Annotated in this window: 10 protein-coding genes and 1 other annotated feature (1 of these 11 cut by a window edge); of the genes, 8 read left to right on the top strand and 2 right to left on the bottom strand. The window is 49.3% G+C overall.

Annotation, left to right across the window (positions count from 1 at the left end; genetic code table 11):
• Nucleotides 1-83: 83 nt before the first annotated feature.
• A complete protein-coding gene (gene metK / locus A4V09_RS20725; RefSeq protein WP_065543987.1) occupies nt 84-1,271 on the top strand; it encodes a methionine adenosyltransferase in 1,188 nt (395 codons plus the stop codon).
• Nucleotides 1,272-1,360: 89 nt separating this feature from the next.
• Here metK and A4V09_RS20730 read toward each other — a convergent pair whose 3' ends face one another.
• Nucleotides 1,361-1,606 carry a helix-turn-helix transcriptional regulator gene (locus tag A4V09_RS20730; RefSeq protein ID WP_026255486.1) on the bottom strand — a complete coding sequence of 82 codons (246 nt, stop codon included), beginning with the start codon at nt 1,604-1,606 and terminating at the stop codon, nt 1,361-1,363.
• Between the two features lie 115 nt (nt 1,607-1,721).
• Nucleotides 1,722-3,116, bottom strand: coding sequence for an ATP-binding protein (locus A4V09_RS20735; RefSeq protein ID WP_084043704.1), 1,395 nt, complete (start codon nt 3,114-3,116; stop codon nt 1,722-1,724).
• Nucleotides 3,117-3,371: 255 nt separating this feature from the next.
• On the opposite strand from A4V09_RS20735, the gene A4V09_RS20740 reads away from it, so the two are divergent.
• The 7 genes from A4V09_RS20740 to A4V09_RS20770 all read left to right on the top strand — a co-directional run bounded on the left by A4V09_RS20740 (nt 3,372) and on the right by A4V09_RS20770 (nt 17,764).
• A complete protein-coding gene (locus tag A4V09_RS20740) occupies nt 3,372-4,868 on the top strand; it encodes a sensor histidine kinase (RefSeq protein WP_065543988.1) in 1,497 nt (498 codons plus the stop codon).
• Nucleotides 4,861-5,550, top strand: a complete 690-nt coding sequence (locus A4V09_RS20745) for a response regulator transcription factor (RefSeq protein ID WP_065543989.1) — start codon at nt 4,861-4,863, stop codon at nt 5,548-5,550. Before A4V09_RS20740 ends, A4V09_RS20745 begins: the two co-directional genes overlap by 8 nt.
• Before the next feature lie 237 nt (nt 5,551-5,787).
• A complete protein-coding gene (locus A4V09_RS20750) occupies nt 5,788-7,134 on the top strand; it encodes a hypothetical protein (RefSeq protein WP_065543990.1) in 1,347 nt (448 codons plus the stop codon).
• Nucleotides 7,135-7,148: 14 nt separating this feature from the next.
• A complete protein-coding gene (locus A4V09_RS20755; protein WP_065543991.1) occupies nt 7,149-10,832 on the top strand; it encodes a DUF6603 domain-containing protein in 3,684 nt (1,227 codons plus the stop codon).
• A complete protein-coding gene (locus tag A4V09_RS20760; protein ID WP_065543992.1) occupies nt 10,829-13,024 on the top strand; it encodes a hypothetical protein in 2,196 nt (731 codons plus the stop codon). The genes A4V09_RS20755 and A4V09_RS20760 overlap by 4 nt, the downstream gene beginning before the upstream one ends.
• Nucleotides 13,021-16,350, top strand: coding sequence for a hypothetical protein (locus tag A4V09_RS20765; RefSeq protein WP_065543993.1), 3,330 nt, complete (start codon nt 13,021-13,023; stop codon nt 16,348-16,350). Before A4V09_RS20760 ends, A4V09_RS20765 begins: the two co-directional genes overlap by 4 nt.
• A 19-nt stretch (nt 16,351-16,369) precedes the next feature.
• A complete protein-coding gene (locus A4V09_RS20770; RefSeq protein ID WP_065543994.1) occupies nt 16,370-17,764 on the top strand; it encodes a hypothetical protein in 1,395 nt (464 codons plus the stop codon).
• A gap of 69 nt (nt 17,765-17,833) precedes the next feature.
• Nucleotides 17,834-18,009: a binding site (T-box leader), on the top strand; it runs 90 nt beyond the window's last position.

Here is an 18,009-nt window from a genome sequence, read left to right on the forward strand (position 1 = left end):
ACGAAAGTTTATATCTCTGTCAGAGTATGTCACTGGCGGTATATGCCGCCGCAGGATAAACAATCTTATAAAAGGAGAAAAACATGGAAAAAAGATTATTTACTTCCGAATCAGTAACTGAAGGCCATCCGGATAAAATGTGCGATGCCATTTCTGATGCCATTTTGGATGCGTTGATGGAAAAAGACCCCATGAGCCGTGTGGCCTGTGAGACCTGCACCACAACAGGTATGGTTATGGTAATGGGAGAGATCACGACGAATGCCTATGTAGATATTCCGAAGATCGTAAGGGAAACTGTCCGCGAGATTGGATATACCAGAGCGAAATATGGTTTTGATGCTGAAACCTGCGGTGTCATCACTACGATCGATGAGCAGTCTAAGGATATTGCCATGGGTGTGGACAAAGCTCTTGAGGCAAAGGAAAACAGTATGTCCGAGGCTGAGATCGACGCCATCGGTGCCGGTGACCAGGGTATGATGTATGGATTTGCCTCAGATGAGACAGAGGAGTTTATGCCGTATCCCATCTCCCTTGCGCATAAATTGTCACGCCAGCTTACAAAGGTAAGAAAAGACGGCACATTGACCTATCTAAGACCGGACGGAAAAACACAGGTAACTGTGGAGTATGATGAGAATGACCGCCCTATCCGCCTGGATGCAGTGGTACTTTCCACACAGCATGATCCGGATGTGACCCAGGAACAGATTCATGAGGATATTAAAAAATATGTGTTCGATCCCATTCTTCCCGCACATATGGTGGATGGGGAGACAAAGTTCTTCATTAATCCCACAGGACGCTTTGTGATCGGCGGACCTCATGGGGACAGCGGTCTTACTGGACGTAAGATCATCGTAGATACTTATGGCGGATACGCACGTCACGGCGGCGGAGCATTTTCCGGTAAGGACTGCACCAAGGTGGACCGTTCCGCAGCATATGCGGCGCGCTATGTGGCTAAGAACATGGTGGCAGCAGGGCTGGCCAGAAAATGTGAGATTCAGCTTTCCTACGCTATCGGCGTGGCCCATCCCACATCAATCCAGGTGGAGACATTTGGGACAGGAGAACTTTCAGACCAGAAGCTGACGGAGATCGTACGGGAAAACTTTGATCTAAGGCCAGCGGGAATCATCAAAATGCTGGATCTGAGGCGTCCGATCTACAAGCAGACAGCAGCTTACGGACATTTTGGAAGAAACGACTTGGATCTGCCCTGGGAAAGGCTGGATAAGGCAGAGGATTTAAAGAAATATTTATAAGAAATCATAGAAAGTACCCCCCACGGACCTTCTATGGTCATGTATGAAAAGGTTCCGCATTCACTGTACAGATGAATGCGGAACCTTTTTTACTGTTGCTGCTGTTCCCGGAAATTGAACAGGTCTCTGGGCTGGATGTCCAGGGCATCTGCAATATCAAACAGACTTTCCAGGGAAAGGGATGTTTTGATCCTGGGAGCCTCGATATTACTGATATGGGTCCGGCTCAGGCCTACGGCATTTGCTAGCTGTAATTGTGTGAGCCCTTTCAGTTTCCGGTAATACGATATAGTCAGTCCCAGTTCCCGGAACTGTCGTTCTCTTTTCTCGTCCATGACTGCCGTGTCTCCTTTTTTCTTTTAAGTATATCCAAAAGGAAACTTGATAAAAACGAACTGATAATTAACATTTGTAAAACGGCAGTTATCATGTGCACCTATTTTGCTAAATTTAGCAGATAGCAGGTGTGCAGATCGCGGCATCCGCGCAGGTACACATCTGTTCCAGAGTGAAGACCTTTACAGTGTCCCCGTAGATAGTTTCCATGCCTGAGACAAAGTCCGATTTGGCAAAAAGATAATACCAGATTGTACTGTGCGGAAAAAGGCTGGCATGTTTCTGAAGACTCTGCAGGCCCTCCAGGTCGATCCATTCATCTGTCCAGAAGCAGTCACCAAGCAATATATTGCTGTCGTCAGCGGCGGCAATAGGTACATACTCTGTACGCTTTCTGGTTGGGTGCTGTCCCCACCAGCTTCCTGCATGGTTAAAAGGAAACGGAGCCTGGCCGAGGCTGCTTATCAGATCCAGATATTGTCTGCAGATATCTTCAAATGTTTCTCTAGAGTAGCGGTCCAGGGAAGGAAGGATTTCCTTGTCAAATACCTCTCTTCCGCATCCCATTTCAATGGCACTCCGGTGCGGGGCAGCAAAAGTATACCAGAAACGAAATACGCCGTCAGAGGTCCGGTAGAGTGTCCTGCGGCTTCCGGCTTCCTCAGTGACGGGAATTATCTTATCCACCAGACCAAGTAGATCCAATGTGTTCATAAGGCTTCCCGCAGCGCTGGGAGTCAGTTCTGTGCGCTCACAGATTTCATGCAGTTTCCGCCTTTGGGCGCCCAGGCACAAAAGGGCAGAGTGCGCCAGTTCCGGTTCGGACAGATGCACCTTTAAAAATTTGGCGGGGCGGCGGTAAAAAGCGCCTTCCTCTGTGAAGAACAATTGATACAGGTTTTCCTGAAAAGGTTTATCGTTGATGAAATAGGCCAGATAGCCGGGAACCCCTCCTGTTATGCCGAAGATCCAGATTTGCTGTTCCACGGGGAGATGGCGGAAAAGCTGGCGTGTCTCGAAAAAGGTAAAGGGTTTCAGTAGCAGAGGATTGGCGGTCTGGGTGTGTTCTTTTTCGTAAAGAGATGCAGGTTTACATAAGATAATAAAAAGCCGGGAGTTTTTCCACTCTTTTGTCATATAGGACTGGATCAATGTGGAAAGTCTTCTGTTTTTATTGATCAGATGTGGATAATCGTCAATAATAAATAGGAGAGAGTCTTCCCTGGAGGATTTTCCAATGGTGCGGAAAAGTTCGGCGAATCTTTTGGCTGCCTTTAGTTTTTCTAATGGGCCCAGCACGCGGAGGGCCTCCTTTTTTAATGCCAGAAAGTTTTCATTGTCCGTGGTCTCCAGGGGCTTAAAGTACAAAGTCCGCTTGCCGGCAGAAAATTGTCTGAGAAGGGTAGTCTTTCCCATACCGGAATCACAGTAGATGGCTGCAGACTGAAAACAGTTCTGCCCATACAGTTCATTTAATTTTGCAAGATGGTTATCTTTATCTAAAAACATAATTTCTCCTCGGTAAAATCTGCGGGTTGGCCCCGGTAACTGTTTGTTTATATTTTAGAAGGTGTTTCAGGTAAAGTCAAAGCATTTTGTAAGGTTTTTTATAGAAAGTTTAGATTTGATTCACTTTTGTTTAGAAGAAAATGTGTAAAATTATGCTATAATATTTACCAGAAGACATTATGCCCGTTTCAGAGCATTTGTATTAGAGCCTGTTTGACTGAAAAAGCATTAACAAGGGCAGAAAGGTACTGGAATATGAAATTAAAGACAAGAATTATCGTTTCTTTCTTCATCATCATACTGGAGCCGCTGCTGTTTACCGGTGTGGCGTTCTGGGGATTCAGCCAGTATCAGCTCAAGGCCATAGAGAAGCAGTATGGAATTGAGAATGCCACATATGAAAGCCTGACCAACACGGCGGAAGTGATCAACAGCATGACCAGCGGTGCCATTGGCCGGTTGTCAGAGGCAGCCAAGGAATCACCCAAGGATCTGGAAAATATTGAATATCTGGATTCAGTAAATAAGGAATTGGAGCAGGTCCACTCCTATCTTATTGTCCGGGAAGATGATAAGATAAGATATATAGGATGTGATCCTTACCCCTCGGAGCTTATCAGCAGGCTGCCGGATTACAAGGAGGACAGCGGTGACAGCAGCGACGGATTTTATCTGGGCGGCAAGATAAAGGCGCTGGTCAAGCAGATTGATTTTGAGACCAGTGAGCACGGGAAAGGCAGCCTTTTTGTGGTATCCAGTGTGTTTAAGACGCTGCCGCAGATAGAGGAGCTGATTCGGAATATGCTGGCGGCCGTGGTGATAATCCTTACTGTTACAGCACTGGGACTTACCTGGTGGATATACCGGGGTGTAATTTCTCCTCTTGATAAACTGCGGACAGCCACGCAGAAGATCAAGGAGGGGAACCTGGATTTCTCCATTGCCAGCGAGGGTGTCAATGAAATATCCGACTTGTGCCAGGATTTTGAAGCCATGCGCCAGAGGCTGAAAGAAAATGCGGAGGAGAAGCTGGAATTTGACAAGGATAATAAGGAACTGATCAGCAACATTTCCCATGATCTGAAGACACCGATCACAGCCATCAAAGGATATGTGGAAGGGATTATGGATGGTGTGGCAAATACACCGGAAAAGATGGACAGATATATCCATACAATCTATAATAAGGCTAATGACATGGACAGGCTGATCAATGAGCTGACTTTTTATTCCAAGATGGATACCAACAGAATCCCCTATACATTCAACAAGATTTCTGTTACAGAATTTTTTGATGACTGTGCGGAGGAGCTGGATTCTGAACTGGAGTCTAAGTCTGTACAGTTCCAGTATTCCAATTATGTGGGAACTGAGGTGCTTGTCATTGCCGATGCGGAGCAGATTAAGAGGGTTATAAACAATATTGTGAGCAACTCCCTCAAATACATGGACAGCAGCAGAGAGCGGAGGATCAACCTGCGGGTGAAGGACGTAGGTGATTTTGTCCAAGTGGAGATTGAGGACAACGGAAAAGGAATTGCAGCCAAAGACCTGCCCAATATTTTTGACAGGTTTTACCGCACAGACGCTTCCAGGAATTCTTCCAAGGGAGGAAGCGGAATTGGCCTTTCCATAGTCAAGAAGGTTATGGAGGACCATGGCGGCAAAGTCTGGGCAACCAGCAAGGAGAATATTGGAACGGTAATGTACTTCGTTCTTAGAAAATACCAGGAGGTACCGATTAATGAGTAAGATATTAATTATTGAAGACGAGGAGGCAATAGCCGACCTTGAGAAGGATTATCTGGAGCTGAGCGGCTTCGAGGTGGAGATTGAGCACCGGGGGGACGTGGGACTGAAAAAAGCCCTGGAAGGCAGTTATGACCTGTTTATCCTGGATTTGATGCTGCCGGAAGTGGACGGTTTTGAAATCTGCCGTGAGATCAGGAATGTAAAGAATAATCCGGTCATTATGGTGTCCGCCAAAAAGGACGATATAGATAAGATCCGCGGTCTGGGTCTGGGTGCAGACGACTATATGACAAAGCCATTCAGCCCAAGTGAGCTGGTGGCCAGGGTAAAGGCCCATCTGGCCAGATATGAGAGACTTATAGGGACCGGTGTGCAGGAGAACGATATCATCGAGATCCGTGGCCTAAAGATTGATAAGACGGCGAGGCGTGTGTGGATCAACGGTGAGGAGAAGAATTTTACCACCAAAGAGTTTGATCTGCTCACCTTCCTGGCACAGAACCCCAACAGGGTGTTCACAAAGGACGAACTGTTCAAGGAGATATGGGCCATGGAGTCCATCGGAGATATTGCAACCGTGACGGTGCATATTAAGAAGATCCGTGAGAAGATTGAATTTAATACAGCGAAACCACAGTATATTGAGACCATATGGGGTGTGGGGTATCGCTTTAAGGTTTAAAGATACAGAGGCCGGTACAACGGGAACAGATGCATTCATAGGGGGGATCCTGTGGATGCATTTTGTTTACTGTTTACAGTCTTATGGTATTAAAATTAGACTGATTCACAAAATCCTTGACTTTCTCTGTGAAAACATGGAAAATAAAAATATAAACCAAATATAAGTATAAATGAAATACAAAATCTTGAGACAGCATATCAAAGGGCTGTCTTTTTTTTTACGGGGAGGGTTGGGATGAAGGTATATTTAATAGGGATGGCTGCTATGCAGACGCTCCACGCTCCGGGTATGTTGACGGTTTTGAATCAGGAGAAAGTGGCATTCAGACAGAAGATCCCGGCAGTGGTGTTACTGGAAAGGGCGGCACAGACCGCGGAGAATGACCCGGGGCTTCCAACAGGGCAGCTGGATATATTTCTTAGTGACGAAATAGAGAGATTGGGTATAGACCCCAAAACAGGGAGAGACGCAAACGCTGCCTTTTCTCTTGATCTTCTCATACGAACAAGGGAACGGCTGCACAGGTATATAGAATCAGATCTCATCAGATGGAGGCCCCACATAGCGTCTGAACTTGCAGCGGCCCGTTTCCATCTTATAAAAATATTCAGGGAGCCTCAGCAGAGATTGTGGATGGCCTGGGAGGAAGACCTGTTTTATGAATATACGGCAGCAGCATGTATGAGAGCCAGCCATATGACTAACAGCGATGAGAACCTGTTTGTGGTTCTGGCGCCGGAATTCATGCTTGCTGACTGGCCCAGGGGCGGAGGAGAGCCGGTTTATTTTGAAGTGGCAAGGGATTTTCTTTCCGGGAGTTGTCTGTACGGGACGCTCAATCTGCGTAGGAACGGCCATCCCAGAGTGTGCTTAAAGGATTTACAGCAGGGATTCAGACCCTTCCGCCGCCAAAACCAGGTAAAGATACTCCAAGTGCCGGGGACCATTATATGGATGCAGGATGAGTTGACTCCGGCAGGTTTTAGAGTCATTTATTACAATACGGCCCCTGTATTCTGGGAAAACAAATGTTGGTTTGCCTGGGATAAACAGACGATTTCAGACGAGGATGGACCCTGCTCTATGCAGGCACACAGACATATGGTCACCATATCTTCTCCGGGTGAAGATCTTCCGCTGCCTGAGAGGTGCCAGGTCAGTACACTTACCTCTCTTGTTGTGGAAAGGCCCCCATTCATGGCTGTCACTCCGGTTTTTGAAATCTTTCCTTTTGGTCACAGGTTTACCGCAGGGCTATCCATATGTAAAGATGCCGGTAGACCCGATATTTTGGGTCTGAAAGATGTGGATATACATATCACAATTGGTTATGGGGTCAATTTTGAACCGGAAAAGCCCGGAAGGGTACGCGCTTCCCAGCTTTATCTTTTTTGTGACAAAGACTCCATTGTGAGTATTCTCGATATACATGATGACCGCCTGTGGGGAGGCCCTGCTCCTCATAGATGGACTGCGATGATACCGGCTGTGCTAGTGGAGCGCAGGGATGAGGCAGACCAAAATGCAGATGGAAATATGTACATTTGCAGCCATGTAGGTGAACTGAAAGAACATGACTGAAGGAGGCATGTCTTATGGGGAAGAAAAGAAATATAGCCGGATTTTTGTCAGGTGAAGAGAGACAGTGTAAGATATTTGCGGTAGATGAGGGCCTTCCGTTCTGGCTTGTGCAGATGTTGGTAAGCCTTCCGGAACAAACCCTGACGATTGAAAAAAGCGATGACCAACTGCAGATTCTGGAGGAGGGCGCCAGGGAGCGTATGCGTGTACAGACTGCCACGGATGGGGAGACAGAAGGCATTGCGGTCATCTGCCACAATCCCCTGGAAAGTCTGCATGTACAGGATCTTCTGACCGTTGCCGGAAAAAAGATCATAGATGTCCCGGAATCGTTTCGTTTTCTGGAAGAAGCAGCGTCAAATCTGGACAGCTCCTTTTCCTTTATCCTGTATTCGGATCAGGAAGAGACATGTCTGGAAAATTGTTTTATCAGTTATCCAAAAAGCATCACGCTGCTGCCTGATATCCTAATTCTCGATCAGGTACAGATGATGATCATGAGGACAGGACCAGCTTTTTTCTATAACCTGAAGGGGTATTTTTGTATAGGAGGTGCTGTGGAACTGACGGCAGATGTCAGGTGGGGGGCCGGTCGGGAAATCACGGTTCGTATATTATCAAAAGAAGGTGTATTTCCGGGGCTTTCTGCGTTTATCAAATGGATCACCGGAAAAAGCGATGCAGAGGAACTGGTATCCTGGCTCCCGGATTCCCAGGAAATCCTGGATGCTGCACTGTGCGGGGCAGTGATCATCCTGGATGAGAAGGAGGGGTGTTTAAAGAATTTTACAGCAGAACTGCAGCTGACACTTTGGCATATGGTATTTCTCGTAGATTTTGACTGGGCCGACAAAACCATAGAGGGCAGCCTGAAGACAGACAGCCCGGTTAAGATAAGCAGGCTGTTTTCGGAGCTGACAGGGGGAAGTATGGAGGCGGAAGCATCCGTTGCAGACCTGGAACTGGAGGACTGCAGGGTAAAGCTGGACCTTGAAGGGCAGGCGTACGGGTTGTACTGCAGTCTGAAGACAGACTGGCAGATAGGCCTGCTGAGACTTCAAAATGTGCAGATGGAAGTGCAGTACCGGAGAGAGGAAGGAATCTGTTTTAAACTTGCCGGGATGATGGATCTGGGAAGTGGTAAGGTGCTGACCGCGGGCGCTTCTTATGATGCGGCGGCAGATGACTGGGTAATATCGGGAGGCTTAGGTCTGGGGTTTGGTGTCACAGTGCTGGACCTGGCAGAGGCGCTGGGAAAGGCAGTGCCAGGCCTATCCCTGCCTGGATTCCTGGGCTGTATATCCCTTCAGGAATTTCAGATGGAATACCATTTGGCCCAAAACAGCTGTATGGTATCCTTCAAGGGAAAAGCAGAGCTTGAAAATCCGGTCAGTCTGAATGAGATTCCTTTGCTTGCAGAACTGCTGCCCCGGGAATTTGTCTATGAGGATGAAGGAATAAAGGTGACGTACAGGGATGGCAGCATAACAGAGGGCTGTATTTCTCTGGCCTATTCAAATGACAACTCAAAAGAGGAGGAACCATTTTCGACGGCCGGTACCGCCGTTGTGCAGGAGAGGCAAGAAGAGAAAACGCAGGGACAGGGCGAAACAGGTGCTATTTGTACAGACGAGGGTGTCCGCTGGTTTGATGTACATAAAAATATTGGTACGGCCGCCCTTCACAGGGTTGGGGTATCCATGGAGGACGGCGTTATCCGGGTGTTGTTGGATGCTGGGATGAAAATGGGGCCTGTGGGAGTGGAGATAAAAGGCTTGACGGCCGGTTATGATATAACGGACCATTCTATTACTGGGGGACTTATAGGTCTGGCTCTGTCTTACAACACGGAAGCCCTTGCGCTGGAAGGCGGAATCTACAGGGAAAAGACATCAGCTCCGGGTATTCGTCTGAAGCTGGGGGGAACCGTCACAGTGAAAGCCGGAGGGTGGAAGCTGAGCGGCATGGCATCCTATGCGCTGCTTACGGATAACAGCTCCAGCCTTTTCCTGTTCCTGAACTGTCAGGCTGCACTTGGTGGGACGCCGGCTTTTATGTTGACGGGCCTGATGGGAGGACTTGGGATCAACCGCCGGCTGCGTATGCCTGAAATCGGGGAAGTGGAGACGTTTCCGCTTTTGACCATGGATGATAAAAAGACAGGAATGCAGATCCTTTCAGAGCTGGAGTCTCCCAATGGGCAGAAAGAACCGTGGCTGGAAGTACGAAAAGGGGATTACATGGCAGCGGTGGGCATTGAATTTACGTCCTTTGAACTCCTTCACGGTAAACTGCTCCTTTCTCTCATGTTAGGGGAGGAGATACAGGCAGCACTTTTGGGGAGTGGTGAGATGACATTTCCGAAAGGTACCGGGCGGGATCAAGCGTACGCCTACATAAAAATCATGATGGCCGCAGTATTGAAACCGGGTCAGGGGATATTTACACTTGATGCGGCTATCTCGGATGATTCATTCCTTTTAAGCAGGGACTGCCATTTGACCGGGGGTGCGGCTTTTTATACCTGGTACGGTAAAAATCCCCATGCAGGAGATTTTGTGGTGACCGTGGGCGGATATCATCCGGCTTTCCGGATTCCGCAGCATTATCCCACTCCATGCCGGGCAGGGTTTCACTGGAAGGTGAGTTCCTGTATCAGTGCAAAGGGGGAAGCATATCTGGCAGTCACGCCGTCCTGTGCCATGGCAGGGGGAAGTCTGGAGTTTGTCTTTGAGAAAGGGGATCTGCGGGCATGGTTCACGGCATATGCAGACATGGTCATGCGGTGGCACCCCTTCTTCTTACAGGCGGAAATAGGAGTGGAAGTGGGGGCATCCTGCCGTCTGAACCTGCTCTTCTGCCATAAGACCATCAAACTGACCCTTGGGGCTGCGCTGCAGTTATGGGGTCCGCCTGTGGGAGGCATTGTCACAGTGGATCTGTGCGTGCTGAGTTTTGATATCAGCTTTGGCAAAAGGAGAGACGGCGAATGCCTGGTACTGGATTGGAAAGGATTTTGTGAGGTACTACCCGCTCCCAAAGAGATTGTGCACGTAGTCCCCAGGGAGGGCCTGCAGCCGCAGCAGGATCAGGAGGAGCCGTGGATCGCGGACAGCGGAACATTTGAATTTGCTACGGAGACGGTCATTCCTCTTGGGAATATCTCTGTTCGCCCAATGGGACTTCCGGAGGTTTTTTCGGAAGACAGGATCACTGTGATCTCACCTGATAAGAGGCAGGGGCCGCCGGAGCAGTTTGGCTTTGAGACAGAGGAGATACACGGAGATTTTCCGGAAGCACTCTGGGGAAGACCCATTCAGGGCACCGGCAGTCCGAAAGCCAACATGCTGGGCGGTCTGGTAAAAGGATACCGGATTGCATCTCCAAAAGCTTTAAACGAGGGCGCAAAAGACATAGAAGATTACAGGGAGGCTCTCATTACCTGCACCAAGCTGCCCAATCCGCTGGCTGAGGAAAATCAGGAATCGGATATGTTCAGGCCCAGTGAGGGGGAGGAGGCTTTTGTTTGTCTGGAGAGGATAGCGGCAGAGCAGGAAAAAGCCAGCCGTCTGGATGCAGCAACGCAGCTTGCCATGTTTTATGACGGTCCGTCGGGAGACTTCGACTTGATAGGTAAGAATTTGTATTCTATATTCCGCGACCGTCCGATGTTTGTAAAAGGAGGAAACCGTACATGAATGAGTCGGAAAACCTGCGTCTGTATGCATCCATGGTACCCCAAATGGATGCGGGAATATGGACGGTAGAGATAGAACAGGAGCTGAGTCTAAATAAAGATGCACAGCGAAAAGCTGTCAATGAAGAAAAGATCCGTGTCCGCCGTCAGATATTGGTACCCTCTGCAGTTTTTTCTCTGACTGAGGGGATGGTGGTGAACCGTTGTCCTCTGCCCGGTACCAAGGCAGCGGTGACGGACTGTGTTCCCCACATTATATTAAAGGGTCCGTTCCTTCCATGGATTGGGCGCTGCAGGTGGAAGGAAAAGGCAGTCCCATCGCTGGGACTTCTCGTCCTGACAGAACAGGAGCTTAGGGAAAACGGATGTGGGACACTTCATAGGATGAAGGTGAAGGATTATCTGGGTGGAGTAGGAAGGGACAATGGGGTGTTCCGTCCGGATTATACAGATATACCCAAAGAGATGGCCGAACAGGAGTGTAGTTATATACGAATTGCAGGTCCACTGGCAAAAAAGGTACTGCCCCACATGGATGAGCTGTCTTACTATGCACACTGCCGACAGGTTTATATAGGGAATAAGGCTGAGATGGGTCTGGATCGGGACGGGTTATTCTCTGTGGTCATGTCGCCCAGGGTTCCCCAGTATATTCCCGGACAGGTACAGTCTTATCATACCTTCCTGATCGTGCAGGACGGTCTGTTACGGGAGGAGGGGAAAGACAGCCCGTTCCAGGATTTCATAGTCCTGTACTCCTGGGAGTTTCAGGTATCAGGGCAGACGCCCTACAGTTTCAGAAGATTCTGTGAAGACCTGACAGAGAAAGATGCTGATAGGATGCTTCTTCGTCTTTCCGGAGATATCCCTGACGGGGCAGTAAAGGAAAGGGTAAAAGAGGGGTTTGTGCCGCTGCTTTACCATGCCAGGACTGGCGATGAAGGGATGTGCTTTTACCGCTCACCTCTGATACCCGTAAGCGGAAAGGAGATTGAGAAGAAGGAACCTTTTTTTACGGCAGATGCGGCTATGATCTATGATGCACAGAGTGCTGTCTTTGATTTATCCCTGGCCTGTGCCTGGGAGGCAGGCAGATTGTCAGCTGTATCGGATCAGGTATACGTCAGACAGATTCTGGCGCTCCGCAAAAAAGCCCAGCAGATCGCGGATGTGCTTTTTTCCCGGATGCTGTCCAGAGCAGCAGAAAGCGGAAAAAAAGATACTCTGGACCGACCGGAGGAATTTGCCCAAAGTGCCAGAAAAGAGCTGGAACAACTTGGGAAAGAGGAATGGGACGGTTTGCTGCAGGGCGGGAAAGATGCGGAGACACTGGTCATGGCACTTAACAGGACAGGATGGGATACAATAGGACAGGGGGAAGGGCTGATGAGGCTTGCAGGGGAGGCGTCCTGTATAACGGGGGAGGTCATGACAGAGACGGAGGTTCTTGTGAGGGCATTTCTCAAAGAGAATTATATGCTTTTACTGCCCCTTTTAGAGGAAGAGACAGCGCCCCTTGCAGCCTGGCTTGGCAAACTGCTGCTGCTGTACCCTGTACCGCAGGATTATCTGCTTCCCCATCCGCAGCTGCTTCCCAGGGAAAGTGTTCGTTTCTTTTACCTGGATGAAAATTGGCAGAGGGCCGCCTTCGACGGAGCTGTGAGTCTGGGGCTGGATTCCAGCAGACAGGCAGATTTTAACTGTGTGATGGAACGGATACTCTATGAAAGTACCAGAAAGGAGATGCTGGCTTACCGGGCCGCCCTTTATGGTGAGACAGTGCCTGGTGATGATGGGGGGCCAAAAGGAGGCTTTATGATCCGGAGCCATCTGGTTTCCAGTTGGCCTACACTGTCGCTGCAGGCTTATGACAAGGAGGGAAAGAAGCTGGCAATCCTTCGCATGCAGCACCTTGCGGGGGAGACGCTTCTGTGCATACTGGACGGAATACCCGCAAGGATCCAGGTGGAGGAGCCGGGGGAGAGCCTTCAGATGAAGATTCTCCATAAGGATTATGAAGTGTTTCGGAGTGATGCCCATGTCCTGGATCTGGATAAAGCGGGCAGTGGGCTGCTGGGACAGATGGCTAAGAGGCTGGGAAAAAAGGCAGAAGAGATAGACGTGCTGACCTTTGTGACAGAACTTCTGACCACGGGAGAACGTACCGTATTTGAGAAGGAGGGCGGGAAATGAGCGGGGATAGAGTAAAATCCTTAGAACTGGAAGCCATGGTGGTGGATGACCTGACGGGAGGGAACAGTATATTCCGCCGCTGGGAATTTAATTATGCCGCACTGGACAGATTTTATTCACCTGAGCCCAGTTCCACCAACAGAAATAATGAGATAGAGGAGCGCGGCGTCTGGATACGTTTTGTCCTCCCGCGGGAACTCCGTACAAAGAAGGAAGATATGCAGGATTATCCCTGCATACCCAACCGCTGGCTGATCATCAGGAGTGACGGGATTATGGGGAACGTCAAATCATGGGTCCTTGAGGGGGATTGTCCGGTATCGGATCATATGGAGCAGGATGAGAAGTCTGCAGCTCTGGAAACATCCAGTATGTATCTGATCTCAGAGCAGCAGAAACAGTTCTGGGAAAACTCCAGTGACCCCTATCGGAAAAATGCATTGACCAGCAGTGCAGCGGCAGGGGGATATCATGTGAATATGGGTGTGGCATTTGAGGCTGCCAACTGGGGGGAGAGGGACGACAGTCCGCTGTTCCTGACAGCATGCGCACCGGGAAACCCCATATTCAGTGCGTATGCTGCACATAACAGGAACATACTTTCATTTTTTGATGAGATGGAAGGTATGGATAAGGGGGAACTGGATTATTTCGTTGTGGGCTGGTATTCCAATTTTCAGCTGCCGGACGTGTATGCAGGCCGGATAAGCGGTATCCATTGGAATAAAGGAGGCGTGGCGGTCACAAAAGAGCAGGATATTTACAGGGACGAGCTTGCAGAAATTGTACAGGGCCAGAAGCTGAACGTGGCAGTCGGAGCAAGCACGGAGGAAGCATTCCGGGCGTATCTTAACAGACGTTTCACTATGGATGGAAAAATCCCGGAGGAGAGGTCCGGGGAACTGGATGCGCTGCTGGCAGCCCTCTATTATAATGTGATGGATCATAAGACCAGCCCCGCCGGAAGGAACCGTCTGGAAAATATCATCCACGATAATAAGTTTGAAAGCAGGTCAGGGGGAACAAAGTATGTCATCTTATCCGAGACGGAGGGGCGGGCAGAACTTACACAGAAGGAACAGGATCTTCTTGACAGGCTCAATCGTTTTGACGATGAACTGGAACTACTCACAGCCATGCGTCAGCGGCTTTTGGAGATGTGGTGGAAGAAGGGATACCTGAAAACGCTGCACCGCCATAAAAATCCCCGTAAGCCGGAAGACTATGATATGTTTTTTGATGTGACCCAAAAGGACAGCCTGGTATCTTCTGTCATGGCAAAGATGCATGAGGTGAGAATGTTGTATGAATACCTGCCAAAAGAGGGGGAGAAGCTTGAACAATACGGAAGAGACCACGGAGTAAAAGACGGTCATATATTAAAAGCACTGCCAAAGCCAAGATATTGGAGAGAGGGAAACCCTGTGATCCTGATCAACGGCACGGAACCGGCAGAAGATTTGAAGACCGGGGAGTATGAGCTTCTTCCGCAATATAACTGCAGCCAGGTACCAAAGTGTCCGGAGCTTCCGGAGGAACTGCAGTCCATATTGGAAATTGTACGCAGTGAAGCAGCAGACGGGCAGGGGGAGATAAAAAAGGAACAGTCAGACTGGTATCAGCCGTGGAAGCCGGTATTTATGGAATGGATAATAGAATATCAGCCTGTCAATTTGGAGAGCTTTTTCTTTGATGGGACAGATTATCAATACAGAGGAAGTGAAAGCGGGACAGGGGAACTCTGGCAGTTTGGGGGAATCTCTCATTTGGACGCCCACCATAAATCTGTGTTTGCGCAGAGGATCAGCCAGTTATCAGAGCAGACAGGCATCAGCATCGGACAGGCTCTTAAGGAAATCTCCGGGTGGAAGTTATTGAGCCAGGAACTGGTCAGCCTGAAAGACGGTATGGCACAGCAGGATTACAGAACATTCAGGCGTCCGTACCGGGAACCTGTAGGCGACAGCGGATACACGCTGGATGAGATTTTGGGATTTTCCGGGAATGAGGAAGGGTTCTGGGAGGCTTCAGGAGGCAGGCTGGAGAGTGTTCCCCTTATAAGCGGTGACAGCTATCCTCCGTTTACGCCATTCCAGGCGGGGCGGGGGAAGATTGCAGAATTATTCTTGTATGATGCGTTTGGCCGTGTCATGCCCCTGATTCTTTCCGGTGAGGAAAAGGGGCTGTTCCAGGAGAAGAATTTTCCTTTGATCCGCCCGGAGTACATGGCAGCAGGGAGGACAGGAGGATTTTCAAGGACAGAGAACAGAAATGAGTTTTGGATGAAACCCAGGCTTCTTCAATACGGTAGACTGCATTTTGAATTCCTGAGGACAAAAGAAAAGGAGATGGTCCATGGATATATCATTGTGAACCATATGAACCGCAGTCTTCTTCTCTACGCTCCGGATGGAAGTCTGGCAGGGGAGCTGATTGGAATTTATACGACTTCTGCCCGGAGAAAAGTCATGTTCCGCCCGGCCGGGAGAAGCGGAGTAAAAACAACAGAAGAGTTAATAGAGAAATACCCGGTACTGGGCTCTGTGGCGCAGGCCAGAAAAGAGGGGACACCGGAGGCGTTTTGGGAATTCCTGGACACCATCGACAGAGCTATCTGGACGATCGGGCAGTTCGGGAGTGATTCAGATGAGGATATTGCATTGAGCTTTGGACGTCCACTGGCACTTCTGAGGGCAGAAAGCTTCATTGAACTGGATGGGACGCCAAGGCAGGATGCCGGGTGGAAAGGCGGTTTCCAGGCAGAGCAGGAGGCGCTTTGCGGCCGGAAATTTCCTGTACGCATCGGGGATCAGAGTATACGGGATGACGGAGTGGTGGGATATTTCCTGGAGGACAGATATGATGAGTATCACAGTATCGCCATGCCGGAGGGAAAGAGCGGAAACATACGGCAGATTGGTCCCGTTGGAACACCTGACGGCAATTACGCGGAGGCAGGTTATGGAAAGAAAGGAGCAGCAGTGATGACTATACTGGCAGATCCCAGAGGAACCATCCACGCTTATACAGGTATTTTTCCGGTAAAAGAAGTGAGAGTTCCACAGGAGGAGATCACAGGACCTCTTCGCAGGATGGAGGTACAGTTCCAGGCAGGGCCATTTGTCACAAGGATCATTCCGGGAACGGATGGCACCCATGCGGTGCCGGAGATAGGGCTTCCAGCTTTTCCGCACAGTCACGGGACCTGGAGTTATGGAGAACAGGAGGAGGAATACGGACTGACGGTACCTGAAAACAAGGGAGACCAGGGAGAGGACAGGGTATCTGTCCGGGAAGGCATTTTAAAATATTTTCAAAATAAATAATGTATAGGAGGAAGGGTGAATGGAAGAATTAAAGTTTTTACATGAGATGGCAGCGGAGACGGCGGTTCTGGCTTACGGCAGCACGGCAGCAATCGGCGGGAGGATGACAGACACAGGCGGTGGAAAATATTATTGCAGGTCCGTTTTCCTGGATATACCTGTTGGAAACGGAGCGGACGATCTGTTTTTGAAGGGTACTTCGGTGACGATCACTTCCCACACAAAGGGCTGGACTGCACTGGAAGCAAGAGAGAGCAGGAGAGTAGGAGAAGCCACTGGGTATGTGGAGCTTGGCCTGCAGTATAGAGGAGGGAAGGCGCTGCTTACAGAGCCGGTACAATTTACATTGACAGGCAAAGTGAACAATGCCTCCGGTACTGCGGGAATCGTTTTTACAGATGAATATTCCCCGGCGGAAGAGGAAGCGTGGGAGGAGGAGGAGAGTATCCATGAATTTACGAAAGGCCCGGTTCCGTTTTATCTGAAAAATCTGATGACTGCAAAACCAGATGCTCCCACAGTCCCGTGCTGTGATTTTTCCCCGGGGCAGCCAATACGTTTTAGTTGGGAGGGGAGTGGGACCAGCTATAAAATCTATAAGAAGGGGGAGGCAGGGCCCATCTATACAGGCAGGGATACTTTTTATGAATATGGTGCGGGGGTAGTGAATGATACCACATTTATCCTGGAAGCGGATCTGTCCGGGAATGCCCGGACGGAGGGGGAGGAGAAGAAGCTGGCATATAAGGTCCTCTATGATACGATCACAGTCACAGTCCGGGACCCCACTCTGCACAAATTGACGGTGGAGGGAAATCTGCGGGCAATGTCAGGGCTGAGCGTGGGAGGATATATGTCCTCTGCCACAGGGGCGGTCCTGAATGGAAGCAATATAATTAAAAATGCGGAATTAAATGGGACCATCAGTGCAGCAAACGGTATTATACATATGATGAACAATGCTGCCAGTCTGCCTCTGAAATTCTGGAGTCCGCCTACTACCGTTTATTTTAATACGGACGGCATACTGTATGGTCTGTTTAATGCCGGATATGAGAGTGATACCGCATATGGAGAGATCAGTGCCGTTCCCGATTATGGGCCATATGGGTGGGACATCACTTATTATGTAAAGCTCATGGGAGTAGACGGGCGGCCGTTTTATATTCCAAAAGCGGCTAATATTGTTCTGCCGGTCAGTGCAGATCGTGGCTGGCTTCTAATACAGCATGGCGAGAAGCTCGGAAAAGATTATGCATTCAATTGGTGGTTCGTGCCGTTTGGGGCAGGTAAGGTGCAGAATGGGGAACTTTTTACACTGACGCAGGAGAAGGGAGAATGGCAGAAGAGAGAAATTGATAAATTCAATAGAAGACTGAGAGAAAGAGGAGGGAGCCTGCCGGTCACGGAGTAAACAGAAACGGTTGTGAATGCCGCATACCGTTGACATGGGAGGGATTTTGTGATAAGATTCGGAATCATGAGAAAGGCGTTGAGAAGAGATAGTAAGCGTGTCCGAATGTTCCAGAGAGAAGCCGGGTGGTGCGAGGCTTTATTTAGGGGCGCTGAACCGGTCTTTGAGCTGCGGGCTGAAAGGTGACGAGTAGGTTTTGACGGGTATCCTCCGTTATGGGGATGGAGTATCGGATGGCCATGATT

The organism is Blautia pseudococcoides (assembly GCF_001689125.2).
Lineage (GTDB): Bacteria > Bacillota > Clostridia > Lachnospirales > Lachnospiraceae > Blautia > Blautia pseudococcoides.